The organism is Nonomuraea sp. LPB2021202275-12-8, from assembly GCF_037044575.1.
Taxonomy (GTDB): Bacteria; Actinomycetota; Actinomycetes; order Streptosporangiales; family Streptosporangiaceae; genus Nonomuraea.
The window spans coordinates 22,685-46,894 of the sequence record NZ_JBAHWD010000020.1 but is presented as its reverse complement, the minus strand read 5'-3'; the positions used below and the strand labels follow the sequence as shown (position 1 = coordinate 46,894).

The following is a 24,210-nucleotide window of genomic DNA, read 5'->3' as shown; positions in this document are numbered from 1 at the left end:
GCGTCAAATTCTGGCCAGCCTTTATTAATGCTTAGGACGGCAGTAAGGATGTGATGCGATGGCCGCCGGCCGGCTCCCCGGACAGCGGTGGTACACGCCCTACTTGTTCGCGGTACCAGCTCTCGCCCTGTTCGGCGTGTTCTTCGCCTGGCCGGCGTTCACCGCGGTCCAGCTGTCGTTCCTCGAATACGACGTGGTGTCGCCACCGGTCTTCGTCGGCGTGGAGAACTTCACCAGGATCCTCGGAGACGGCAGATTCTGGACCGCCATGGTCAACTCGCTGCTGTTCCTGGTGGGCATGTTCCCGCTGCTGGTGGTCGTGCCGTTGCTGCTGGCCGTACTGGTCAACCAGAAGCTGCCCGGCATCAGGACCTTCAGGATGCTCTACTACCTACCGGTCGTGACCTCCATGGTCGCCGTCGGCGTCGCCTGGGAGTACGTCTTCCACCAGCAGGGCGTGCTCAACTGGCTGCTCACCGGGGCCGGGCTGCTCGACCAGCCCATCCAGTATCTCCTCGACCCGTTCTGGGCGCTGCCCGCGCTCGTCCTGGTCGAGGGCTGGAAGAGCATGGGCTTCTACATGATGATCTACCTCGCCGGCCTCCAGACCATCCCCACCAACCTGTACGAGGCCGCCAAGGTCGACGGCGCCACCGCCTGGCACCGGCTCCGGCACATCACGGTGCCGCTGATGGTCCCGTACATCGCGGTCGCGGTGACGATGGAGATGCTCGACGCCATGCAGGCCTTCACGTCCATCTACGTGATGACCAAGGGCGGCCCCCAGGACGCCACCCTCACGCTCGGCTACTACATCTGGTCGGCGGCGTTCGAGCACTACGAGATGGGCTACGCCAGCGCCATGGGGCTGGTGCTCTGGGTGCTCATGATCGCCATGGCCATTCTCAACTACCGGCTCACCCGGGGACGGACGGTCATGCCATGAGGCTGCGGCGTGCGGGGATGTACATCCTGCTGACGGCGATCGCCCTGGCCTTCGTCGGCCCCTTCCTGATCCTGCTCTCCGCGGGGCTGAAGCCCGCCGGCCAGGCGGTCTTTTCCTTCCCGCCCGACATCATCCCCAGGCCGCCGGTCCTCACCTGGGTGATCGAGGCCTGGACCGCCATCCCGTTCCCTACCTACCTGCTCAATTCGGTGATCTACGTCGGCGTGACAGTGCCGCTGTACATGATCGTGTCGGCACTGTGCGCCTACCCGCTCGCCCTGATGAACTTCCGCGGCAAGAACCTCATCTTCTTCGCCATCCTGTCCACGATGTTCCTGCCGGGCGAGGTCATGCTCATTCCCAGGTTCCTCGTGGTCTCCCAGCTCGGGATGGCCGACACCTTCGCGGGGGTGATCCTGCCGGGGGTGCTCTCGGCCTTCGGGGTCTTCCTGCTCCGGCAGACCTTCGCGGGCGTGCCACGCGAGGTCGTGGACGCCGCCCGCACGGACGGCTGCCACGAGCTGCGGATCTTCTGGCACGTGATGCTCCCCGCCGCCCGTCCCACCCTGGCGATCCTCGGCATCTTCGGCTTCATCTCGGTCTGGAACAGCTTCATCTGGCCGCTGGTCGTGCTGAAGGACTCCGCGAAGTACCCGATCGCGCTGGGGATCGCCTACCTCGCCGGAATCACCGGCACAGATGTTCGCAGCCTGGCAGCCGGGACGATCATCTCGATCATCCCGGTCGTCGTCGTTTTCATGATCATGCAACGGCACGTACTCGAAGGCATGCGCGGCGCGGTCAAGGGCTGACGCCGCCGGAGGTGATGGATCGATGTTGACACGCAGGCAGTTCGGCCTCGGCGCGCTCGCAGCGGGCGTCCTGAGTACCGTTCACATTCCGTCGGCGCACGCCGCCGCGGGCTACGACTACACGGCACGGGAGACGTTCGACCAGTTCGACCGTGACTTCCACGCCAGCGGCGCCGTGGGGCAGCCGACCGACAACAACGAGCACGGCGGGCTGGCCTGGGGCCAGTCGTACGTGCTGGCCGGCTTCATCCGGATGTACGAGGCGTATCGGGACACCTACTATCTGGACCGGCTCATCACCAATATCGACCTCGTGCTGGGCAACCGCGACTCCGAGCGCGGCGTGGCCGACTACCGCGGGGAGTCGCTGCCCGCGTGGCGGGCCATGCACCCCTACACCGTGGGCCTCGTCGCGCTGAAGGATTCGACCGGCAAGCCGGTGCTGGAAGTGCGCAGCGCACTGTCCTACGCCGACCTGACCACCGCCACCGTGCTGGCCGGCAGCGCCGAGGACCGCTTCACGTTAGAGGTGAAGACCAGCAGGACCGGCGCCGCCGCCACCTTCACCGACCTGTCCATGGACCCGGCCTCGCCCGACTACGCCGTGACCAAGATCCTCGCCGCCTACCCCACCCCCACCCAGGTCACCGCGCGCGACCTCGACCCGTCGGGCACCACCGTGCCCGCCCAGGGCGCGAACCCGCTCGTCTCACAGCCCGTGCTCTTCGCCGTGCACACCGGCATGATCACCTACCCGATCGCGTCGTTCGCCCGGATCGTGCTGAGCACGCCCAAGCTCCGCGCCAACCCGCGCTACCGCGCCAAGGCCGTGGAGTATCTCGCCGCCGTCAAGGCCGCCGCCGCCGTGCACGACCGTGAATGGCGGCAGACCGACGACGGCGGCGGGTACCTCTCCTGGGTCAAGGGCACCCCGCTCGGTTACGACGGCACCGAGATGCCCACCAACCAGTTCCTCGCGCTCGGGCTGACCTATGCCGAGATCGCCGCCGCCACCGGCGACCCGGTCTACGCCGACCGGACGCGGCGGATGGCCCGCACCTTCGCCCGCGAGCTCAAGACGAACGCGAACGACGCCTACACCTGGGCGTACTGGCCGTCGTTCGGCGCGACCTACAACGGTTTCACCGCCGCCGACGGAATCTCCGAGTTCACCCCGTCGGGCAATGGGGCCAAGCAGATCGAGGACCTCAGCCACGGCGCGATCGACGTGGAGTTCGCGGCGCTCGCCTTCCGCCACAAGCTCGGCTTCAAGGGCGCCGACATGGCCAGGTTCGCCAGGACCTACAGCAAGAACATGGCCACCACCGAGCCCGGCGGCGTGCCGACCACGTTCCTGCGCGTCGACGGGACCGGTGGCCTCGCGGCGGCGGGCCAGTATCTCCAGGCGCCGCGCTGGATGGCCGTGGCGCCGTGGGATCCGGCGGTGCTGGACCACGCCCTGTCCATCTACGAAGCCCGCGCGCTGGTGCCCAGCCAGGGCTCGCACATCGCCGGCGTGGCCTACCTCAACTGGGGGGCCCGCCGGGTCAGGTAGCCGGCGCTATTCGGCGAAGGAGGCCGCGGCGGCCAGGAAGGCGTCGTTGGCCTCCGGGTCGCCGATGGACACCCGGGCCCCTTCGCCCTCGAACGGCCGCACTGCCACGCCCTCGACCGCGCACGCCGCGGCGAAGTCCATGGTGCGCTCACCGAGCCTGAGCCAGACGAAGTTCGCCTCGGTGGGCGGCACCGTCCAGCCCTGCGCGATGAGCGTCTCGCGCACGCGGGTGCGCTCCTTGACCACGGTGTCGACCCGTTCGAGCAGCTCGTCCTCCGCCTTGAGCGAGGCGATCGCGGCGATCTGGGCGAGATGGTTGACCGCGAACGGGATGATCGTCTTACGCACGGCCGCGGCGACCGGCTCGTGCCCGATCACATACCCCACGCGCAGCCCCGCCAGGCCGTACGCCTTGGAGAAGGTACGCAGCACGCACACGTTGGGCCGGTCGCGATAGAGGGTGAGGCCGTCGGGCACGTCCTCGTCGCGCACATACTCGCGGTAGGCCTCGTCCAGCACGACCAGCACGTCCTCGGGCACCCGGTCGAGGAATCCCACCAGCTCCCGCTCACGGATGGCGGTGCCGGTCGGGTTGTTGGGGTTGCACACGAAGATCATGCGCGTCCGGGGCGTGATCGCGGCCGCCATGGCGTCCAGGTCATGGTCCTCGCCCGCCAGCGGCACCCGCACGGACTCGACCCCGGACAGGTCGGCCAGCAGCGGGTAGGCCTCGAACGACCGCCACGCGTAGATCACCTCGGCGCCCGGCTCACCGACGGTCTCGAAGAGCTGCTGAGCCACGGTGACGGAGCCGGCACCGAGCGCGATGTGCTCGGCCGGCACCCCGAACCGCTCGGCGACGGCCTCGGTCAGCTTGATCGCGCCCGGGTCGGGATAGCGGTTGACCTGCCGCGCCCCCTCCGCGATCGCCTCCACAACCGACGGCAGCGGATCGTAGGGCGACTCGTTGGAGGAGAGCTTGTACGACCGGCCGTCGGGGGTCACCACGGCCTTGCCCGGCTTGTAGGCGGGCATCGTGTCCAGGATCGAGCGGAAACGAGGCATGGCCATACCTTAGGCCAGCCCGAACTGCGGGCCGGCCCGAGGGGCGGCACGTCACTCCTTGAGGGAGCGGAGCATCGGCGGGTGGAGGAGCTCGGCGGGGCCGCGGCGGTAGAGCTTGGCCGGGCGGCCGCCGTCTCTCGTCGTGGAAGCGCCCGTCTCCACCAGGAAGCCCTCGGCCTTGGTGACCTTGCGATGGAAGTTGCGCGGGTCCAGGACGCGCCCCCAGACGATCTCGTACACCCGGCGCAGGTCCGCCACCGTGAACCCCGGAGGGCAGAACGCGGCCCCGAGCGAGGTGTATTCGAGCTTGGCCCTGGCGCGCTCGACGCCGTCGAGCATGATGCGGCGGTGGTCGAAGGCCATGGCCGTGAGCGCGTCGACCGGCTGCCAGCTCATGTGGGCCTTCTCCGAGGCGGGCAGGTCGGGGGCGAGGCCGAGGTAGGCGACGCTGAGCACGCGCTGGCGGGGGTCGCGGTCGGGGTAGCCGTAGGTCTGGAGCTGCTCCAGATGGACGGGTGCGCCGGGCAGGCCCGCCCGCTCGGCGAGGATGCGGTGCGCCGCGGCCGGAAGGTCCTCGTCGAGCTGGATGAAGCCACCCGGCAGCGACCAGCGCCGCAGGAACGGCGGGTTGTCGCGGCGCCACACGAGCGCGCTCAGGGCGTGACTGCGCACGGTGAGCACGACCAGGTCGACGCTGACCGGGATGCTCGGGACCATGGCAGGCACGTTACACGTTGTCACTGGAGCATCCGGCCCCAATCACGTCATGATGCGGACGTGCAGCGGCTCGGTCGTCGACTGGCCCGAGGGGATCTTCACCCGCACCCTGACCCATTCGCCCTGCGTCACCTGGCTCCAGTCGAACGGCACCCAGGCGGTCTGCATGTGCTCGGGCAGCTCCTCCAGCGGATCCTCGTCCAGCCAGCCCACCGCGGACACCGAGAGGTCCACGCTGCCGCCCGACCACTCGACGGTGACGGTGCCGTCCTTGAGGTTGTAACCGCGCACCTCCAGCCCGTCCTGCGGCTCGCGGGAGCGCCTGATCGCGTCCACCGCGATCGGGCGCTGCCAGTCCTGGGTGATCTCGGTTTCCAGCGACGGCGAGCCACAGGTCATGAAGTCGCTCCACATGTAGGAGACGATCTTCTGCACGTACCGGCCCGCCATGGTGACGGCCTGGTCCAGGCGCTGCTTGTCGGTCTTTCCGCGGGTGCCCTGCGGGGCGCACGGCTTGTCGCCGGACGGCTCGAAGGCCTCCACGTTGGCCCAGAGCTGCACCTGGTAGTTGTCCTGGAGCATCTCCTCGCGGGCGGCGGCCATCTCGCGGTAGTAGTCGCGGGTGGAGCCGTGGTAGGCGGTGCCGTAGGTGGTCTCGCCGACGACCGGGCGCAGCCGCTCGTCCACCTCGTCGTCGCGCTGGTCGGGCCAGTAGAGCCCCACCTTCCCGGTGCCCCGGCTGTCCTGCGGCGCGATGATGCCGACCCCGGTCCTGGCCAGCGCCTTGAACGCCTCGGCCACCTGGGCGGGGGTCTGGCCGAAGGCGACCCGCTTGCGGGCGTCCAGGTAGGGGCTGATGAGGATGGGCTTGTCCGGCAGCTCCTGATCGACGATCTCGTGCTGGCCGGCGTAGACCTCCAGGGTGGGGTTGTCGGCCAGGGTGGCGCTCATCTGCACCTCGAACGGCTGGTAGACGCCGCCGAGCGACTGCCTTTCCGCGAAGCGCACGCCGTAGTCCTGCAGGATGCGCCGCGTCAGCGTGGTGAGGGTGCCGATGTGCTTCGGATTGGCCCTGGTCGGCGTCTTCGGGTCGCGCGGCGCCAGCGGCAGCGCGGGGAAGACCTGCACGCCGAACTGGTCGCCCAGGTCGAGCAGCTGGGTGAGGCTGTCCTCGGGCGCACCCGCGATCAGGATCAGGTCGTACGTCCTGCCCTTGGTGAAGTCGCACGTCGCGTCGTCGGAGCCGTCCGGGGGCGCGAGGACGCGGAAGTAGAGGCGCTTGCCGACGGGAATCGACCGTTCCATCGGGGCGCATCGGAAGAGGTTCTCGCCGAACGACTCGTCGGTTCGGTAGACGTACGTCCGCCCGATGCGGTTGTCCGGGTTGGCCGCCTTCAGGTCGCGCTCGGCGGCGGCATGGCAGGACAGTCCGTCCTCCACGCAGTCCTTGTAGAGCGGGTCGAGGTCGCCGTCCTTGGACTTGACCCGGCCGTCGCCGTCGACGAAGCGGAACTGCAGGCCGTAGCCGATCCTGATGACGGTGTCGCCGCCGACGTTGTGGATCTCCTCGAGCTGCCGGCGCCAGGTGCAGGGGTTCGACTTGGGAGTGATCCAGTAGCCGGTGACGGCGTAGGGGGCCTTCTCCTTGGTCTCGAACGTTCCACAGTCGTCGCTGAACTCGCTCACCATCGGGGTGGGGTCGGTGTGGACAGGGGTGGGCTTCGGGTCGCGAGTGGCCGTCCTGACGGGTTCGTTCTCGGGCATCACGATGATCACTGCGGCCACCGCGGCCAGGATCACTGCGCCCAGAAGTAAGAAGAGCCAGCGCACGTTCAGGAACCTACCGCCCTAGTGATCTGCCGGAGACGAACCGCTACCGCTTGACACCGGCCCACGATTCGAGCTGGGACACGAACCGCTTGGCCGAGTTGGGCCAGTGGTGGTTCGTGCGGGCCGCCGTGTAGCCACGCGCGCCCTGCGCCCGCCGTTCGCGCACGTCGTCCCTCAGGGTCAGTACGGCCTGCGCCACGGCCTTGGGGTCCTCCCAGGGCACCACGACGCCGCTCTCGTACCGCTCCACCAGCTCCACCGCCCGGGGGGACGGGGTGGTGATGACCGGGATGCCGTGCGCCATGTACTCGACGATCTTCGTGGGCATCGAGTGCCGGTAGTTGGGCTCGTCGTGCAGCAGCGACAGGCCCGCCAGCGCGCCGTCGAGCCGCTTGAGCGCCTCGTCGTTCGGCATGAAGTCGCGCCATTCCAGCAGTCCGTCGGCGACCGCCTGGTTGAGCACCGGGCGGCTCTGCGGGTCGGCATAGCCGATCAGCTCCACCGCGACCCGGTACGGCTGCAGCAGCTTGGCCACCTCGACGGCCTCCAGCACTCCTCGGGCCCGCGACAGCCAGCCGAGGTAGACCACGCGGTCGTCGCCCGGCGGCGTCACGGCGTCGGGCACCCACGTCTCGTTCGGCACGATGAGGTGGGCGTGCTTGAACCGGCCCGCGTAGGCCGTCTCGGCCAGCAGCAGGTTCAGGTGGTTCTCGGCGGTGCTCTCCAGCATCCGGGCCAGGAAGCGCACGGGCGGGCGCAGCAGCGACGGCAGCCACGGCTTGAGCGAGAGCGTCGCCGGGGTGTCCTCGTGCACGTCCCACACGACGGGCGGCCGGTTGCGCACTCCCCAGACGGCGAACAGCAGCTCGGGGTCGTGGATGAGCACCAGGTCGACCTTGCCGCGCATCCGCTTGAACAGCTTGCGCGCCGCCCATACGGCGGCGACCCGCTTACGCTGGGCGGCCCGGGGGAGGTCGACGCCGGTCACCCACGGCCTCGGCACCACGCCGTGGGCGGTGAAGGAAGCGGCGTACGTGACCTCATGACCGGCATCCACGAGGGCGCGGATCTGCCTATGCAGAATTCTCGCGTCCTCGGGGTTATGCACCACCGTCATGACGAGCACGTGCACTGCGCGCAGCCCTCCGTCGCTACAGCCGCTCGACGCGTTCACCCTCGGTGAGAACACCGCGGGTGTCGAGCACGAGCTTGGCTTTCGCCTCGACCATGCCGAGGTCGAACGCGGCGTGCTGTTGCAACAGCAGCGTCACGTCGGCACCGGTCACGGCCTCGGCCAGGTCTTCCTCACGCGGCACAGGGGTGCCGTCAACCGACCACTCCTTGACATACGGGTCCGCGAACGAGAGCTCGGCGCCCAGCTCCAGCAGCGCACGCGCCACCGGCAGGGCGGGGGTCTCGCGCTCGTCGGCGATGTCCGGCTTGTAGGTGACGCCGAGCATAACCACCTTGGCGCCGTTCACGGGCTTCTTATACCTGTTGAGCAGACGCTGGACGCGGGCCACCACGTAGGACGGCATCCGCTCGTTGATCTCCTGCGCCAGCTCCACGAACCTGAACGGGTATCCGAGCTTGCGGACCGTGTAGGACAGGTAGGACGGATCGACGGGGATGCAGTGCCCGCCGACGCCCGGTCCCGGCAGGAACTTGTGGAAGCCGAACGGCTTGGTCGCCGCGGCCTCGATCGACTCCCACAGGTCGATGCCGAGCTCGTCACAGAAGATCGCCATCTCGTTGACGAGGGCGATGTTGACGTGCCTGTAGGTGTTCTCCAGCAGCTTGGCCATCTCGGCCTCGCGGGTGCCGCTGACGGGCACGACCTGCTCGATGAACTGCCCGTAGAAGGCGGTCGCCCGGTCACGGCAGCCGGGTGTGAAGCCGCCGACGACCTTGGGTGTGTTGCGCAGGCCGTACTTGGGGTTGCCCGGGTCGATCCGCTCGGGCGAGAAGGCCAGGTGGAAGTCCACCCCCGCGACCAGGCCCGAGGCCTCGAGCAGCGGGCGGGCCACCTCGTCGGTGGTGCCGGGCCACGTGGTGGACTCCAGCACGACCAGCGTGCCCTTGGTCAGGTTGCGTGCGACGGTCCCGGTCGCGCCCTCGACGGAGGACAGGTCCGGGCGGTGGTCCTCGTCCAACGGGGTGGGCACGCAGATGACGATCGTGTTGCTTCTTGCCAGCACCGACTCGTCGAGCGTGGCGCTGAAGCCGTTGGCCAGCATGTGCTCGAGGTCGGCGTCGGTCAGGTCATCGATGTAGGACTGCCCGGCGCTGAGCGCGTCGACCTTGCGGGGGTCGACGTCCACGCCGACGACCCGCAGACCGGCGGCCACCGCCTCCTTGGCGAGCGGCATGCCGACGTAGCCCAGACCGATGACAGCCAAGTCGATTTCTGTCACAGCAGTGCCCTGGAGAGCCGGAAACAACACTTCATGGTCGCAAAGGTTATCTCAAGTCCACCTAGCTCACGCCTAATGCGACCGAACCCGTCAGAACAGACAGGCAATCTGAAGGTCATGACTCGGCAAGCGTTCGGTAGACGGTTCGGTAAGTTTCAGCAACGCGGCTCCAGGTTCGCTTGGCCGCGACCTCCGCGCGCCCTGCCTCGCCCATCTCGGCCCGCCTGGCGGGATCCTCGCTGAGCCCGGCGAGGGCCTTGGCCAGCTCGGCCGGATCGCCCGGTGGCACGAGCAGGCCCGCGCCGTCGGAGCCGACCAGCTCGGACAGCGCCGGCAGGTCGCTGAGCACGACGGGCTTGCCCAGCGCCATCGCCTCGACCGGCTTCAGCGGCGTGACCAGCCGGGTCACCCGCAGGTCGTCGCGGGGGCAGACGAAGATGTCGATGGCGTCCTGGGCCTGCAGAGCCTCCTCAGGCCCGACCCTGCCCGGCAGGATCGCCGAGGACAGTGCCAGCTCCTCCACCAGCTCCAGCAGCTTGTCGCGCTCGGTGCCGTCGCCCACGAGCAGCACCCGCACCGGCCTGCCCTCGTCGCGCAGCAGCGCCGCGGCCCGCAGCAGCGTCGCGAACCCTTCGTAGGCGACCAGGCTGGACACCGAACCGACGACGATCTCCTTGTCGCCGATGCCCATCTCCCGCCTGAACGACGCGCCGTCGTAGTGGGCGGTCAGCAGCGAGTCGTCGACCGCGTTGGGAGCGAGGTGGATCTTCTCCCGGGGCACGCCCCGCTCGACGATCTCCGTGGCCATCGTCTCGGCCAGCGTGACGACCGCGTCCGCCTCGTTCATCAGGAACGCCTCGCGCTCGCGCTGGAGCACGTGCCGCTGGCTGCCGATGCGGACCGGGTCACGCGAGGCCCAGGTCTCCTCCAGGAAGCCGCGCACCTCGTAGACGAACGGGGTGCCCGTCCGGTCGCGCACGGCGTGCGCCACCGAGCCGTTGCGGTGGTCGGTGGCCGCGTGCAGCACCTGCGGCCGCAACTGCGTGACGAGCTTGGTGACGGCGTCCGCGCCCTTGACCATGCGGCCGTGCATCTCGAACGGCACCTCGCCGTGCCCGTCGGGAAGCAGCCGGTAGTAGGGGATCCCCTCCAGCTCCTCGTACGGGGGCGCGTCGGCATGGCCCTGGAGCATGGGCCAGCCCCAGCTGGTCACCACGTGCGGATCGAGACCGGCGGCCTGCTGGGCCGTGACGATGCGGTGGGTCCTGACCGTGTAGCCGGCCTGGGTGTAGGGCAGCGCGTTGGTGACCAGGTGCACCACCCGGCCCGCCACCCGCTCCAGGATGGCCACCTTGGGCGCCGGCGGGATCGGGTCGGGGCTGATCGCGGCCAGCTCACCGCGGTAGTAGGCGGCCCTGCGCTTGACGAACGGGTATTTGACGAACGGTTCGAGCACCTCGGCGGCCAGGCTGACCCGGCCGGTGTCCCAGTGCTCCTTGGCCTCGTTCCACGGCGCCCTGATCATGCGCATGCCGAGCTTGCGCACGACGAGCCGGGCCTGGCGCGCGGCGGGCCAGGCCACCTTGCCGACGATCGGGCGCAGACGGGGCGGCATGGCGTCGGCCGCCGCCTGGGCGACCCGGACTGGATCGGCTCTCACCTTCGTCGCGACGACGCGGGAGACGATGATCGGATGCTGGATGAAACCCCTGAGAAGTCCACCGACGCCGGCACGGGCAGACTTCGCGGAAACCCCAGCGGAAACTTTTGAGGAGTCTTGACGACTGGCGTCGGATGCCACGCGGTGACCGTACCATAGGCAGCGTTTTTTCCCTTCCGCTATGAAAGGCGAGGTCAATGAGGGAGAACCCCCTGGTCCTGCACGTTCTGGGCGCCCGTCCCAATTTCGTGAAAGCGGCCCCGGTGGTGCGAGCACTCGGCGAGCTCGGCGTGCGGCAGGGCATCATCCACACCGGTCAGCACTACGACGCGCTGATGTCGGACGTCTTCTTCGCCGACCTGGGCCTCCCGGAGCCGGTGGCGAACCTGGCGGTCGGCTCGGGCACCCACGCCAAGCAGACGGCGGCCCTGCTCGTCGGCCTGGAGGAGGTCGTCCTGGAGCAGGACCCCGACCTCGTGGTGGTCTACGGCGACGTGAACTCCACACTGGCCGCCATCCTCGTCTGCGCCAAGCTGGGCATCAAGACCGCGCACGTGGAGGCGGGGCTGCGCTCCTTCGACCGCGACATGCCGGAGGAGGTCAACAGGATCGTCACCGACTCCCTGTCCGACCTGCTCTTCGCCACCTCCCCTGACGCGCTGTCGCACCTGGCGGCCGAGGGCGTGCCCGCCTCGAAGGTGCACCTGGTCGGCAATCCCATGATCGACAGCCTGTTCTCGGCGCTGCCTTCGCTCGACCCCGCGCCGGTGGTGGCACGGCTGGGCCTGCCGGACCGCTACGCCGTCGCGACGCTGCACCGCCCCGCGAACGTCGACACCCCCGAGGCCGCGCACGAGCTGGTCTCGGCGGTGCTGGAAGTGTCGCGGCAGGTCCAGCTCGTGGTGCCGATCCACCCGCGCGGCCGCACCCGGCTCGCCGAGGCGGGACTCGTGGACGGCCCGTCGGTCCGGGTCGTGGACCCGCTGGGCTATGTGGACTTCCTCTCACTCGTGCGCGGGGCCGCCCTGGTCGTCACCGACTCGGGTGGGGTGCAGGAGGAGACGACCATGCTGGGCGTGCCGTGCCTGACCGTGCGGCCCAACACCGAGCGCCCGATCACGATCACGCACGGCACGAACCGGCTGGTCACGCCCGCGCTGCTGCCCGCCGCGGCGGAGAAGGCGCTGGCCGACGGGGCGGTGACGCCCTCCGGGGCGCTGCCGCCGCTCTGGGACGGCGCCGCCGGACCGCGCATCGCCCGGGTGATCTCGGCCTGGCTCAAGGGGGACAACCTCTCGCCTGCCGCGCAGGGTGCACGTTCCGAATAACGCCCCATTTCGTACGGCTTCCGCCGTAGCATGACAAATCTCCGCACACTGATAGGCGAGCACCTCATGGCCGAAACTCCAGAAGAGCCCACGTTCCAGCGACTCGGCCCCGTCAACTGGCTGCCTGAAGAGCGCAAGGTCGTCGAGCGGTACGAGGCGGAGATCAGGGAGCTGCGCAGGAGGCTGGAGATAGCCGAGGCCAAGGCCGCCTACGCGGGCTGGAAGCTGGAGGCCACCCAGGCCAAGCGGACCTTCAAGCTGGGCGAGGCGATCGGCTCGAAGAGCCCCGGCAAGGTGCTGGAGGCGGTCAGGTCCAAGGACCGCGCCCCCAAGGCGCCCATCCCGGTCACCGAGGCCGTCGAGCTGGCCGGCCACCGGCCGCCGCAGGTGGAGGTGCCCCCGGCCAAGTGGCCGCTCGGACCGGTGGTGCGGCCCGAGCTGCGGGTCGCGGTGATCCTGGACGACTTCTCCAGGATGGCCTTCAGGTACGAGTGGGACCAGATCGAGTTCGGGCTCAAGGACTGGCCGGAGATCTTCGCCGACAAGCGGCCGGACCTGCTGTTCTGCGAGTCGGCCTGGCACGGCAACCAGGGCCGCTGGCGCTATCAGATGACCGGCACCAACGCGCCCAAGGAGCCGCTGCGCGATCTGGTCGCCTGGTGCCGGGCCGAGGGGATCCCGACGGTCTTCTGGAACAAGGAGGACCCGCCGAACTTCGACTTCTTCATCGACACGGCCAAGCTGTTCGACTACGTGTTCACGTGCGACGGCGACATGGTGCCGAGATATCGCGAAGTTCTCGGACATGATCGGGTCGATGTGCTGCAGTTCGCGGCGCAGCCCCGCGTGCACAACCCGATCCAGCAGAAGCAGGGCCGCCTGCACGACGTGGTCTTCGCCGGCATGTACTTCCGCGACAAGCACCCCGAGCGCCGCGAGCAGATGGAGACCGTGCTCGACCCGGTGCGCGAGCTCGGCCTGCACATCTTCGCCCGCAACGGCGAGGTGGACGACAAGTACGCCTGGCCGGAGAAGTACCGGCCGCACATCGCCGGCGAGCTGCCCTACGACCAGATGCTCGCCGCCTACCGCATGTACAAGGTCTTCCTCAACGTCAACTCGGTGCTGGACTCGCCCACCATGTGCGCGCGCCGCGTCTTCGAGCTGTCGGCCTGCGCCACCCCGGTCGTGTCCGGCTGGTCCAGGGCCATCGAGGAGACGTTCGGCGAGCTGGTGCCCATCGCCCGCGAGCCGATCGAGTCGTACAACCAGGTCCTGCACCTGATCAACAGTCCGGAGCTGCGCGCCAGGATGGGCCACCTGGCCATGCGCGAGGTCTTCGACAAGCACCTTTTCTCGCACCGCGTGGACCAGATCCTCCAGCTGCTCGGCCGGCCCACGCAGCCGCGCTCGCGGTCGATCTCCGTGGTGCTGCCCACCAACCGCGCCTCGCAGATCGAGCACGCGATCTCCTCGGTGGCCAAGCAGATCCACCGGCCGTTGCAGCTCATCATGGTGCTGCACGGCCTCGACATCGACCCCGTCGTGGTGGCCGACAAGGCCCGCATGGCGGGCATCACCGACGTCACGGTGCTGCCCGCCGCCCCGGAGCTGTCGCTCGGCGCCTGCATGAACCTGGGCATCGCCGCCGCCGAGGGCGAGCTGATCGCCAAGATGGACGACGACAACCTGTACGGCGAGCACTACCTGTCAGACCTGGTCCGCGCCTTCGACTATTCGGACGCCGAGCTGGTCGGCAAGGGCGCCCACTACGCCTACTTCGAGGGCCGCAACACCACGATGCTGCGCCTGCCCGGTCTGGAGCACCGCTACTCCTTCCTGGTGCAGGGCGGCACGTTCCTCGGTACGGCGGAGATGTTCCGCTCCTACGGCTTCCCCGACCTGACCCGTGGCGAGGACACCCACCTCGTGCGCAGGCTCAAGGAGGACGGGGTGAAGATCTATTCGGCCGACCGGTTCAACTTCGTCTACTGGCGCAGCGCCGACTCCTCGATGCACACCTGGCAGGCCGACCACATCAAGCTGACCAGGAACGCCCAGTTCTCGTTCGCCGGCCGCCCCGACGACCACGTGCTGATCTGAGTCAGGTCGCGACGCGGGAGAGGTTCTGGTCCGCCAGCCGGCCCAGCTCCAGCAGCCCGGCGCGCTTGACCTCCTGGCCGACCACCATGAGGCTCATCACGACGTTGCCGCGGCGGATCACCACCGACCCGATCTGGGCGTTCTGGTCGGCGCCCGACGCCGTGGTCAGGTAGGCGCGCGACTCGTCGCCCTGCCTCGGCATGGCCAGGTCGCGGGTGCGGTAGGTGACCTCGGTGCCCTTGATCACGGCCTTGTAGGCGGCGCACTGGCCGGGCAGTGGGCCCGGGAACTCGGCCGGCGGGAGGGCCACCACGGCCTGGCTGATGGAGCCCCTGGCCGAGGCGAAGGCTATGACGGCGGCGGGGGCGCTCGCGACCTCCGGCTTGGCCGGGTCGAGCTCGGTCGCGCCCGCGCACTCGGGCCGCTCCAGTTTCGTCTGCCGGATGGCCTCCAGGCCCTGCTTGATGGAGTCCAGGGTGCCGAAGGCGCCGACCTCGGGGCCGTAGGCCACGCGCATCCCCTTCGGCGCGGGCAGCAGGGCGGCGCGCAGCCGGGTGGCCAGGGCCGCCGACGTGGCCGATGCGGATGGCTGGGCCTGCTTGGCGGGCTGATCGGCGGCCCCGTCCGAGGAGCACGCCGTTATAACCATCATGCTCAGACATACGCCGGAAAAGGCCTTAAGCATGAATTCTCCATTTCACTTCAGTGACATCGTTTAGACGCTAGAGGAAGCGGCGGACGCGAGAATGGGCAACGACGCTATTCACGGGATTCGGTGAATTTGCGATGACGGGCGCCGGACGGCGCGAGCCAAGCCGGACGATGGCCTCACCGAGCAGCGGCTGCACTCCGGACGCGGGCCGTTCACCGCCATTTTGGGTGATTTTTCGAGATATTTCCGGGTGCTAGTCTGCGGGGAATTCGCGGTACCGGGTCACGCAAAATGTTGCTCGAACTACTGCGCGCCCTGACGCGGCATTTGGCCGGAGTGATGATGATCGCGGGATGAGTGACATCACCTGCTCGGAGTCGGGGGCCCCGGATCGCGACCTCGGGATGGGACGGCCGCTTTCCCGCCGCGACTTCCTCGACGGGGTCGCCATGAGCGCGGGCCTGGCCACGCTCGGCTCGTGGGAGGGTCGCGCGGCAGCGCCTGAGATGCCGCATACAGCCACTTCTGCCCCAGACCTCACACAGTTGCAGGGTGACACCGCTCAGGCGCTCAGCGTGCCCCACGCGCTGCGCGACGGCCGGTTCTGGGAACACGCGGGGCCCGCCGTGCCCACCGGCGAGAGCTACGACCTGGTGGTCGTCGGCGCGGGCGTCAGCGGGATGAGCGCGGCCGCCGAGTGGCTGCGCGGGAACCCGGACGCGCGCGTCCTCATCCTGGACAACCATGATCAACTCGGCGGCCACCGGCGCAGGTCCGGCCACGCGCCGTACGACAGCGTGATGTGCGACCGGGAGACCTTCCCGGTCGAGACGCTGATCCGCCACGAGCACCGGACCACCGCCGAGGAGTGGATCGGCCGCCTGCCGGTAGCCGACCGGGCCAGGAAGGACCTGCTGCGCCTGTATCGGGACGCCCCCGACTGGTATCCCCGGCTGTCGCCAGAGGAGAAGCAGGAACGGCTGGCCGGGCTGACGTACTCCGACTTCCTGCTGAAGGTCTGCCGGGCGCACCCGGACGTCGAGCGGTTCTGCCGGACCATGTCCAGCGCCGAGTGGGCCTACGGCACCCGGGCCTTCGGCGCGATCGACGCCTGGGGCAGCGCCCGCGGCTGGGCCTACCCCGGCTTCGACGGCCTGGGGCTGGACACGGGCAAGCCCTCGCGGTTCAACTCGCCCACCATCCAGCAGGAGTGGCGCCGCCCTCACCGGGAGGCCCGGGCCCAGGTCCGCGAGCTGGCGGACCAGCTGATTCCCGGGTTCGCCGCGCTGGACCGGCTGAGTCCGGCCGCCCTGGACCGGCCCGGCAGCCGGGTACGGCTGCGACTGTCCAGCCCGGTGGTGTCGGTGCGCGACGGCGGCCCCGGCGCGACCGTCGGCTACTTCGACGGCCACGGGGTCAGCACCGTCGACGCCGGGGCGGTGATCCTGGCCTGCTGGAGCACGGTCATCCCGTATCTCGTGCCCGATCTGCCCGCCGCCCAGCGGGAGGCGCTGGCAGGCGCGGTGCGGATGCCGCTGGTGGAGGCGGTGGTGCGGCTGCGCGACCGGAGCGCCTGGGATCGGGTCGGCGTCACCCGCACCCGCTGGACCGGCGCGTACTGGTGCCTGACCGAGCTGGACGAGCCGGCCGGCGGCCCGGTCAGCGCGCGGCTGGTGGCCGCGCCCTGCCGGTCGGAGCTCGGGCCGGCCGAGGGAGCGGTCGCCGGGCGGCGGGCGCTGATCAGGACGCCCTACAGCGTCCTGGAGTACAGCGCCCGTGACCAGCTCACCCGGCTGCTCGGGCCCGGCGGGTTCGATCCGGTCCGGGACATCGAGGCGATCGAGATTCACCGGTGGGGTCACGGGCACGCGCCCGAATACTGCCGGCCGTGGCATGCGTTCTACCCCGACGGCCCGTTCCCGGCGGAGATCGCGCGCAGGCGGTTCGGCAGGATCGCCATCGCCGGATCTGACTCCGTGGCCGCCGGCCGGGGCGGCGCCGCCGTCGCCGCGGCGCACCGGGCCGCCGGAGAGCTGTCCGCGTGAGACTCTGGCTGAAGGTCTTCCTGACCGGGCTCGTCCTCTGGGTGGCGACCGTCGCCGTCACCACCTGGACGGCCAACTCCAACCTGGTGCCGACCGTCGTGCTGCTCGGCAGCTTCCTGGTCCCGGTCACGTTCGTGCTCTGGGCCCATGAGCGCGAGCGCTCCCCCGACGTCACGGTCGAGCTGATGTTCCACGCGTTCGTGGTCGGCGGCATCCTGGGAGTGCTCGGCGCCTCGCTGCTGGAGAGCTGGCTCATCAGGCCGTCGATCCTGATGTTCGCGCTGGTCGGGCTGATCGAGGAGGCCGTGAAGCTGGCGGCGCTGGCGTTCGTGACCAGGCGCATGAAGCGGCGCACGGCCAGGGACGGCCTGGTGCTCGGCGCGACCGTGGGCTTCGGCTTCGCCGCCTTCGAAAGCGCCGGTTACGCCTTCAACGCGCTTTTCACGTCCGAAGGGCTGTCGCTGGCGCAACTGGTGGAGACCGAGGTGCTGAGAAGCATCCTGACGCCGGTGGGGCACGGGCTGTGGACCGCCATCGCGGGCGGCGTGCTCTTCGCCGCCGGCGGCCGGTTCACGGTCCAGGTCCTGCTCGCCTATCTGGGCGTCTCGCTCCTGCACGCGCTCTGGGACTCGATGGCGGCCATCGCCATCGCCATCACGCTGGTGCTGACCGGCCGGCCATGGCAGTTCCAGCTGCTGCGCATCGGCAGGGTGCCGGACGTCACCCCGTGGCAGGTCCATGTCTTCACGGTGCTCCACTGGGCGGGCCTGGTGGTGATCTCGGCGATCGGGCTGGCCTGGCTCGTGGCCGTCAGCCGTTCGGCACGTGGAGGAAGGGCTGAGGGGAATGCCCCGCTGTCCTCGCCGCCACGTTCCTGAGACTTGCCCCAGTAATCACGTTAATCATCCTGTTCCTCCCCATGCGCCGCCTGCTTATCGGTGCTAGTCTCCTGTGCGATCTTCCGGAGGTGTATTTACACCAGGTGTGGAAATGCCCTCGACTCCGAGGTTGGGACATGGGCTCGCAAAACCGGTCAATTCGGTTCAAGATCTTCTTATTACTGCTGCTACCCCTTCTGTCCTTGAGCGCGCTCTGGGGTTTCGTCCTCAACCTCACCGTGAGCGACGGGCAGTCCCTCCTGCGAGGCGACACGCTCTACCGGACAATCGGCGTCACCTCGACCGACCTGGGAATTCAGCTCCAGGCCGAGCGCGAACGCTCTGTCGTCGCGGTGACTACGCGTCAGCTCACCGAGGATCTCGGCGAGCAGCGGGCCCGCACCGACAAGGCCGTCACCGCCTTCCAGCAGGCCGCCGTCGAGGCGGACGACTCCATCAGCGACGACATGCGGACGCCGCTCGCCACGCTCCGCGCCGAGCTCGGCCGGCTCGGGTCCATCCGCTCCGGCATCGACGACGGCTTCAGCTCCCGGCTGACCGGGTTGATCGAGTACAACCGGGTGCTGGACGCGATGTTCAGGTTCTACGACCACCTGACCCCCGTACCCGACCTGTCGGTCTACCAGCAGGCCTCCTCCCTGCAGACGATGGGCAACGCCCGCGAGTTCATCGCCAGAGAGCACGCGCTGATCAGGGCCGCGCTCATCGACAAGCGGCTGACCGAGCCTGAGGCGTCCGCCTTCACCGAGTACGTCTCCTCGCGCGAGTTCCTGCACGCACGCGGCCAGGCAGGCCTCGACGTCCAGCTCCGCCAGCCGTACCAGCAGCTCTTCCAGAGCGAGCCGTTCCTCGGCTTCGCCACGATGGAGGCGCGCATCATCAGGACCGGTGCGCCGCCGCCCGACGCCCAGGCCTGGAACACCGCGGTCGACCAGCTCACGACCCGGCTCGACAAGCTCGGCGCCGAGTCGGCCGCGACGCTCGCCGAGCGGGCGGCCAGCGGCGCCAACGCCATCAAGGTGGAGATCGCCGTCGCGGGCGGCGTCGGGCTGGTCGCCGTGCTCGCCTCGATCGTCATCTCCGTGCGCTTCGGCCGCCGCCTCGCCGCCGAGCTGGCCGGGCTGCGCGCGGCCGCGGTCGAGCTGTCGGAGCAGCGCCTGCCCGCGCTCGTCGACCGGCTGAGCAACGGCGAAGAGGTCAACGTCGGCAAGGAGGCCAAGCCGATCAAGGTCAGCGGCTCGGCCGAGATCACCGACGTGGCCAAGGCGTTCGGCTCCGTGCAGCGCACCGCCGTGCACGCGGCAGTGGGCCAGGCCGCGCTCCGCCGCGGCGTCGGCCAGGTCTTCCTCAACCTCGCCAGGCGCAAGCAGGGCCTGCTGCACCGCCAGCTCTCGCTGCTCGACGCCATGCAGCGCCGCACCCACGACCCCGACCAGCTGGAAGAGCTCTTCCGCCTGGACCACCTCACCACCCGCATGCGGCGGCACGCGGAGAGTCTGATCATCCTGTCCGGCGCCGCGCCCGGCCGGGCGTGGCGCAAGCCGGTGCCCGTGGTCGACATCGTCCGGGCCGCGGTCGCCGAGGTCGAGGACTACACCAGGGTCACCGTCGCGGGCATGCCGGGCAGCGCCATCGACGGCGGCGCCGCGGCGGACCTCACGCACCTGATCGCCGAACTGGTCGAGAACGCCACCATCTACTCCCCGCCGAACTCCAACGTCGAGGTCCGCGGCGACCGGGTGAGCAACGGTTACACGATCGAGGTGGAGGACCGCGGGCTCGGGCTGCCGGCCGGGGAGTACGCGGCGTACAACGCGCTGCTGGTCAACCCGCCCGAGTTCGACCTGGCCGACAGCGACAGGCTCGGCCTGTTCGTGGTGGCCAAGCTGGCCGAGCGGCACGGCATCAAGGTGCTGCTGCGCCGCTCCCCCTTCGGCGGCACCACGGCCATCGTGCTCGTGCCCGCCGCGCTGGTCACCGACCAGGCCGAACTCACCGCCGGCGGCGACGACACGGCCGCGCTGCCGAGCCGTACGAGGAAGAAAGCGCTCGCGGTCGTGAGCAGCGGAACTCACGCGGGCTTGCCAAGGAGGGTGAGGCAGGCCAACCTGTCATCCCGGCTCAAGGACGGCCCGCCGCCCGAGCCGGAGCCTGAGCGGACGAACGAACGCTCTCCCGACGAGGTACGCGACATGTTCTCCGCGTTCCAACGGGGAACCCAACGTGCCCGAGAAGAAGCAAATGAGGAGGGGGAGGCATGAGTGTGCCGACGACCAACACCGGTGAACTGAACTGGCTCCTTGACGACCTGACGACCAGGGTGGGCGCGGTCAGGCAAGCGGTGATCCTTTCGACCGACGGCCTGGCGGTCGGATACTCCAAGGGACTGGTCCGAGAGGACGCCGAGCACCTGTCGGCCGTGGCGGCCGGTTTCCAGAGCCTGGCCCGCGGCACCGGACGGCATTTCGGCGGCGGGGACGTGCGCCAGACCATCGTCGAGATGGAGTCGGCGTTCCTCTTCGTGACGGCGGCGGGGCAGGGCACCTGCCTGGCGGTGCTCGCCGACGCCAACGTCGACGTGGGCCACATCGCCTACGAGATGGCGATGCTGGTCAAGCGGGTGGGCCAGCACATCACCACCAACCCGCGAGCCACGCCATGAGTGACACCCCGCAGTGGCTGGACGAGGATGCGGGGCCCGTCGTCCGGCCCTACGCCCTCATCCGCGGCCGCACGAGGTCCTCGGGGGACAATTTCGATCTCATCGCGACCGTGAGCGCCATCGGGGACCCCCCTGCGGACCTCAACCCCGAACAGCTGCTCATCTACCGGGCCGCACGTATCCCGATCTCGGTGGCCGACCTGGCCGTCGAGCTCGACCTGCCCGTCGGCGTCGTCCGGGTCATGCTCGGCGACCTGCGTGACCACGGCCTCATCTCGGTGACGTCGCCCTCAGCTGCCGGGTCGCGCCCGAATGAGGGCATTCTCAAGGAAGTGATCAATGGACTCCGTGCTCTCTGAGGACCCAGTCGCGCTGAAGATCCTCATCGCTGGAGGGTTCGGCGTGGGCAAGACCACCCTGGTCGGGTCGATCAGCGAGATCAGACCGCTGCGCACGGAGGAAGTGCTCTCCGACCGCGGGATCGGCGTCGACGACATCGACGGCGTCGAGGCCAAGACCACCACGACCGTGGCGATGGACTTCGGCCGCATCACGATCCGCGAAGGGCTGGTGGTGTACCTGTTCGGCACCCCCGGGCAGGAGCGGTTCTGGTTCATGTGGGACGAGCTGTCCTACGGCGCGCTGGGCGCGGTCGTGATCGCCGACACCCGCAGGCTGACCGACTGCTTCCCCTCCGTCGACTACTTCGAGCAGCGCGGCACGCCGTTCGTGGTGGCCGTCAACTGCTTCGACGGGGCCGACCGGCACACCGTCGACGACGTGCGGGTCGCGCTGGACCTGGACGACGACGTGCCCGTGCTGCTGTGCGACGTGCGGCGGCGGACGTCCGCCAAGGAAGTCATGATCACACTCGTCGAGCACTCGCTCAAGACGCTGACCGCCGCGGGCTAGAGGGCCCGCAGCCCGTTGATCACCTCTCTGAGCAGGCTCTCCGTAGGGGACGACGCCTTGGAGCGCGGCGCCCGTACCGTGACCAGGCCGTAGCCGAGCAGGTCGCCGAGCAGCACCCTGACCACCTGGACGGGGAGGTTCAGCTCGGCGGCCACCTCGGCGATCGGCCTGGCATGGCCGGAGACGCTGTTGAGCAGCCGCCGGTGCTGCGTGCCCAGGTCGGCCTGGGCCGGCGCCGGCTGGCCGGTCAGGGCCACGGTCGCCAACAGGTCGAGCGTGGCGGAGGTGGACTTCGTACGGCCGCGGGCCACCGCGTACGGGCGCACGACAGGCCCCGCCTCGTCGTCCACCCATTCCTGCTCATGGCTCACGATCGCGATCCCCCATTCTGGTCGCTGTCCTCGCGCCCGCGCTGCCAGCCCGACTGGAGCGAGGAGAGCAGCGCCCGGGCCTCCTCGGGCGAGCGCTCCTCGACGGGCTCGGCGGGTGCGGCGGGCGGTGACTCCTGCAGCTTCGGCGGCAGGTTGGCCTGGCGGACCCGGCGAGGCAGCCCCGAGTCCTGCGACTCCAGGCCGCGCCTGCTCGTCCGGACCCGGCGAGGCAGCTCGCCCGGCCCCGTGTCGTCGGCGACCACCGAGACCGAGATCGACTCTAGTTCGGGCATCTCCATCGGCTGCGGCGCCGGCATCGGCTGGATCAGACCCGCGGGCACCAGCACGATCGCCGTGGTGCCCCCGTACGGGGAGGGCTTGAGCGTCACCACGATGCCGTGCCTGGCGGCCAGCATGCCGACGACGGCGAAGCCGAGGCGCTCGCTCTGCGACGGGTCGAACTCGGGCGGCCGGGACAGTTTGCAGTTGACGACGTCGCGGACCTCCTGCGACATGCCGAGCCCGCGGTCCTCGATCTCGACGGCGAAGCCCTTGCCCACCAGCTCGCCGCGGACCGACACCTCGTTGCCGGGCGAGGAGAACGTGGTGGCGTTCTCGATCAGCTCGGCGAACAGGTGCATGAGGTCGGCCACGGCCGTGCCCGCGACGCCGCATTCCGGCATCGGGTAGACGCGGACCCGGGTGTACTCCTCGACCTGACCGGCGGCGCCGCTCAGCACGTCCTCGACCGGGATGATGCCGCGCCACCTGCGCCCGGCCGAGCCGCCCGACAGCAGCACCAGGCCCTCCGCGTGGCGGCGCATGCGGGTGGTGAGGTGGTCGAGCTTGAACAGCCGCTCCAGCGCCTCCGGCTCCTCGGTCTGGCGCTGCATCTCGTCCAGTTGCTTGAGCTGGCGCTGGACCAGCGACTGGGTCCGCCTGGCCAGGTTGCGCAGCGCCTCGGCGATGCCCTCACGGAGCCTGGCCTGCTCGACGGCCGCGTCGACCGCGGTGCGCTGCACGCTGTCGAAGGCCGTCGCCAGGTCCGCGACCTCGCGGGTGGCGCCCGCGGTCACCGTGATGGGCGGCGCCTCGGCCTCGATGTCCACGGGCTCGCCGTGGCGCAGCTTCGTCACCACCTGGGGCAGCCTGACCTGGGCCAGATCGACTGCGCTGTGCTGGAGGACCGCCAGCTCGCGGGAGACGCGCCTGGCGACCCGGATCGAGATGAAGACGGAGAAGACGACCGCGAGCAGGCCCAGCGCGCCCGCGACCGCGGCCCGCACGATGATGACCATGCCGGCGGGCTCCATCCTGGCCAGCAGGATGTCGCCGGTGGTGTAGAGCCCCTGGGTGAACTCCTTCAGCACCGGCTCGACCGTGCCGCGCCAGAGCTGCATGTCGACCGGCTTGCCCTCGATGTAGGTGTGGAGCGCGCGCTCCATCGTGACGTAGCGCGAGGAGGTGCTCAGCTTCTCCAGCGGGGCGCGCAGCTCGGCGTCGAGGTTGGCCATGGCCTTGGGGAACAGGTACGTCCTGGCGCCGTCGATGCCCGCGAGCATGTGGACCTCGGCCATGGTCCACAGGTCACCGCCGGGGGTGGCGTTGCCCGCGACGATCAGCGCGTGCTCTCGGCTCAGCAGCTCGCGCACCTGCTGGGCGGCGATGAGTCCCTGCGCCTGCCGGGCCAGCTCGACGTCGGTGCTGACGGTGAACACCGAGTAGAGGCGGTCGATGGCGTCGGGGATCGTGGCGTACTCGGTGACCAGGGCATGCGGGGTGAGCTTGCGGGCGTCGACCTGGCGCCTGATCTCCGACAGCCGGTCGATGGCCTTGAAGGCAGCCGCGAGCTGGGTCTTCATGTCCTGGGAAAGCGCCGCCTGGGTGTCCTCCGCCCCGGCCTGCTTCACGAGCCGCGCCCTGACCTCGTCCACCTTGGCGCGCGCGGCGGAGACCGCGGCCGCGTCGGTGGCGCCGCCGCCGAGCAGCTCGGCGGAGGCGAGGCGTTCCTGCTGGAGGTTGACGACCAGGAAGTCGGTGTGGTCGATGACGCCGGTCCAGAAAGTCTGCACCTTCAGCAGGTTGAGCGCTTCACTCGAGGTGGTGCTCGCGGCGAATCCCCACAGCGCGATCAGTGAGATCAACGGGATGACGAGCAGCGTCGAGATCTTGAATCTGATGGATCTGCCCGATGCCATGACACCCGCTCCCGGATAGAAGATCGCCGGAGAGAATAGCA

Annotated in this window: 20 protein-coding genes; 11 read left to right on the top strand and 9 right to left on the bottom strand. The window is 69.6% G+C overall.

Translation table 11 applies throughout. The features are described from left to right. The first annotated feature begins 58 nt into the window (after positions 1 to 58). Genes V5E28_RS30475 through V5E28_RS30465 form a run of 3 tightly spaced genes read left to right on the top strand, consistent with a single transcriptional unit; the run spans position 59 to position 3,313 of the window. Entirely contained in the window at positions 59 to 946 is an 888-nt protein-coding gene (locus V5E28_RS30475; protein WP_336211990.1) for a carbohydrate ABC transporter permease, read from the top strand. Beyond that, positions 943 to 1,758 (top strand): carbohydrate ABC transporter permease, encoded by an 816-nt coding sequence (locus V5E28_RS30470; protein WP_336211989.1) that lies wholly within the window; start codon positions 943 to 945, stop codon positions 1,756 to 1,758. Before V5E28_RS30475 ends, V5E28_RS30470 begins: the two co-directional genes overlap by 4 nt. 22 nt (positions 1,759 to 1,780) lie before the next feature. Further along, positions 1,781 to 3,313 carry a hypothetical protein gene (locus V5E28_RS30465; RefSeq protein ID WP_336211987.1) on the top strand — a complete coding sequence of 511 codons (1,533 nt, stop codon included), beginning with the start codon at positions 1,781 to 1,783 and terminating at the stop codon, positions 3,311 to 3,313. Between the two features lie 6 nt (positions 3,314 to 3,319). Here V5E28_RS30465 and hisC read toward each other — a convergent pair whose 3' ends face one another. The 6 genes from hisC to V5E28_RS30435 form a co-directional block, all read right to left on the bottom strand. Further along, a complete protein-coding gene (gene hisC / locus V5E28_RS30460; protein WP_336211985.1) occupies positions 3,320 to 4,378 on the bottom strand; it encodes a histidinol-phosphate transaminase in 1,059 nt (352 codons plus the stop codon). Positions 4,379 to 4,429: 51 nt separating this feature from the next. Further along, entirely contained in the window at positions 4,430 to 5,095 is a 666-nt protein-coding gene (locus V5E28_RS30455; RefSeq protein WP_336211983.1) for an NUDIX hydrolase, read from the bottom strand. A 42-nt stretch (positions 5,096 to 5,137) separates the two neighbouring features. Continuing rightward, complete coding sequence (locus V5E28_RS30450; protein WP_336211982.1) at positions 5,138 to 6,925, bottom strand: DUF4434 domain-containing protein; 1,788 nt, start codon at positions 6,923 to 6,925, stop codon at positions 5,138 to 5,140. 43 nt (positions 6,926 to 6,968) lie between these two features. Further along, entirely contained in the window at positions 6,969 to 8,057 is a 1,089-nt protein-coding gene (locus V5E28_RS30445) for a glycosyltransferase (protein ID WP_336211981.1), read from the bottom strand. A gap of 19 nt (positions 8,058 to 8,076) precedes the next feature. Then, positions 8,077 to 9,324, bottom strand: a complete 1,248-nt coding sequence (locus tag V5E28_RS30440) for a nucleotide sugar dehydrogenase (protein WP_336211980.1) — start codon at positions 9,322 to 9,324, stop codon at positions 8,077 to 8,079. A 130-nt stretch (positions 9,325 to 9,454) separates the two neighbouring features. Next, entirely contained in the window at positions 9,455 to 10,999 is a 1,545-nt protein-coding gene (locus V5E28_RS30435) for a glycosyltransferase family 4 protein (protein WP_336211979.1), read from the bottom strand. A 197-nt stretch (positions 11,000 to 11,196) separates the two neighbouring features. Here V5E28_RS30435 and wecB point away from each other — a divergent pair, with 197 nt between their 5' ends. Next, positions 11,197 to 12,327, top strand: coding sequence for a non-hydrolyzing UDP-N-acetylglucosamine 2-epimerase (gene wecB, locus V5E28_RS30430; protein ID WP_336211977.1), 1,131 nt, complete (start codon positions 11,197 to 11,199; stop codon positions 12,325 to 12,327). 66 nt (positions 12,328 to 12,393) lie between these two features. Next, the gene (locus V5E28_RS30425) at positions 12,394 to 14,430 is read left to right on the top strand and encodes a glycosyltransferase family protein (RefSeq protein ID WP_336211975.1); all 2,037 of its coding nucleotides are present in this window, start codon (positions 12,394 to 12,396) and stop codon (positions 14,428 to 14,430) included. Position 14,431: 1 nt separating this feature from the next. On the opposite strand, the gene V5E28_RS30420 is transcribed toward V5E28_RS30425, so the two are convergent. After that, the gene (locus tag V5E28_RS30420) at positions 14,432 to 15,082 is read right to left on the bottom strand and encodes a hypothetical protein (RefSeq protein ID WP_336211973.1); all 651 of its coding nucleotides are present in this window, start codon (positions 15,080 to 15,082) and stop codon (positions 14,432 to 14,434) included. A 353-nt stretch (positions 15,083 to 15,435) separates the two neighbouring features. Between V5E28_RS30420 and V5E28_RS30415 the strand changes: the two genes are divergently transcribed. The 6 genes from V5E28_RS30415 (at position 15,436) to V5E28_RS30390 (ending at position 21,600) form a co-directional block, all read left to right on the top strand. Then, positions 15,436 to 17,127 carry an FAD-dependent oxidoreductase gene (locus V5E28_RS30415; protein WP_336211971.1) on the top strand — a complete coding sequence of 564 codons (1,692 nt, stop codon included), beginning with the start codon at positions 15,436 to 15,438 and terminating at the stop codon, positions 17,125 to 17,127. Continuing rightward, positions 17,124 to 18,005 (top strand): PrsW family intramembrane metalloprotease, encoded by an 882-nt coding sequence (locus V5E28_RS30410; RefSeq protein ID WP_336211969.1) that lies wholly within the window; start codon positions 17,124 to 17,126, stop codon positions 18,003 to 18,005. Before V5E28_RS30415 ends, V5E28_RS30410 begins: the two co-directional genes overlap by 4 nt. Before the next feature lie 203 nt (positions 18,006 to 18,208). Then, positions 18,209 to 20,287 (top strand): sensor histidine kinase, encoded by a 2,079-nt coding sequence (locus tag V5E28_RS30405; protein ID WP_336211965.1) that lies wholly within the window; start codon positions 18,209 to 18,211, stop codon positions 20,285 to 20,287. Then, complete coding sequence (locus V5E28_RS30400) at positions 20,284 to 20,688, top strand: roadblock/LC7 domain-containing protein (protein WP_336211963.1); 405 nt, start codon at positions 20,284 to 20,286, stop codon at positions 20,686 to 20,688. Before V5E28_RS30405 ends, V5E28_RS30400 begins: the two co-directional genes overlap by 4 nt. Next, positions 20,685 to 21,047, top strand: coding sequence for a DUF742 domain-containing protein (locus tag V5E28_RS30395; RefSeq protein ID WP_336211962.1), 363 nt, complete (start codon positions 20,685 to 20,687; stop codon positions 21,045 to 21,047). The genes V5E28_RS30400 and V5E28_RS30395 overlap by 4 nt, the downstream gene beginning before the upstream one ends. After that, on the top strand, positions 21,028 to 21,600 hold the full coding sequence (locus V5E28_RS30390) for a GTP-binding protein (protein WP_336211960.1): 573 nt from the start codon (positions 21,028 to 21,030) through the stop codon (positions 21,598 to 21,600). The genes V5E28_RS30395 and V5E28_RS30390 overlap by 20 nt, the downstream gene beginning before the upstream one ends. On the opposite strand, the gene V5E28_RS30385 is transcribed toward V5E28_RS30390, so the two are convergent. Together V5E28_RS30385 and V5E28_RS30380 are read right to left on the bottom strand one after the other, a co-directional pair. Next, positions 21,597 to 21,971, bottom strand: coding sequence for a DUF742 domain-containing protein (locus tag V5E28_RS30385; protein WP_336211959.1), 375 nt, complete (start codon positions 21,969 to 21,971; stop codon positions 21,597 to 21,599). The genes V5E28_RS30390 and V5E28_RS30385 overlap by 4 nt on opposite strands. After that, positions 21,968 to 24,169, bottom strand: a complete 2,202-nt coding sequence (locus V5E28_RS30380; protein ID WP_336211956.1) for a sensor histidine kinase — start codon at positions 24,167 to 24,169, stop codon at positions 21,968 to 21,970. Before V5E28_RS30380 ends, V5E28_RS30385 begins: the two co-directional genes overlap by 4 nt. Positions 24,170 to 24,210 lie beyond the last annotated feature (41 nt).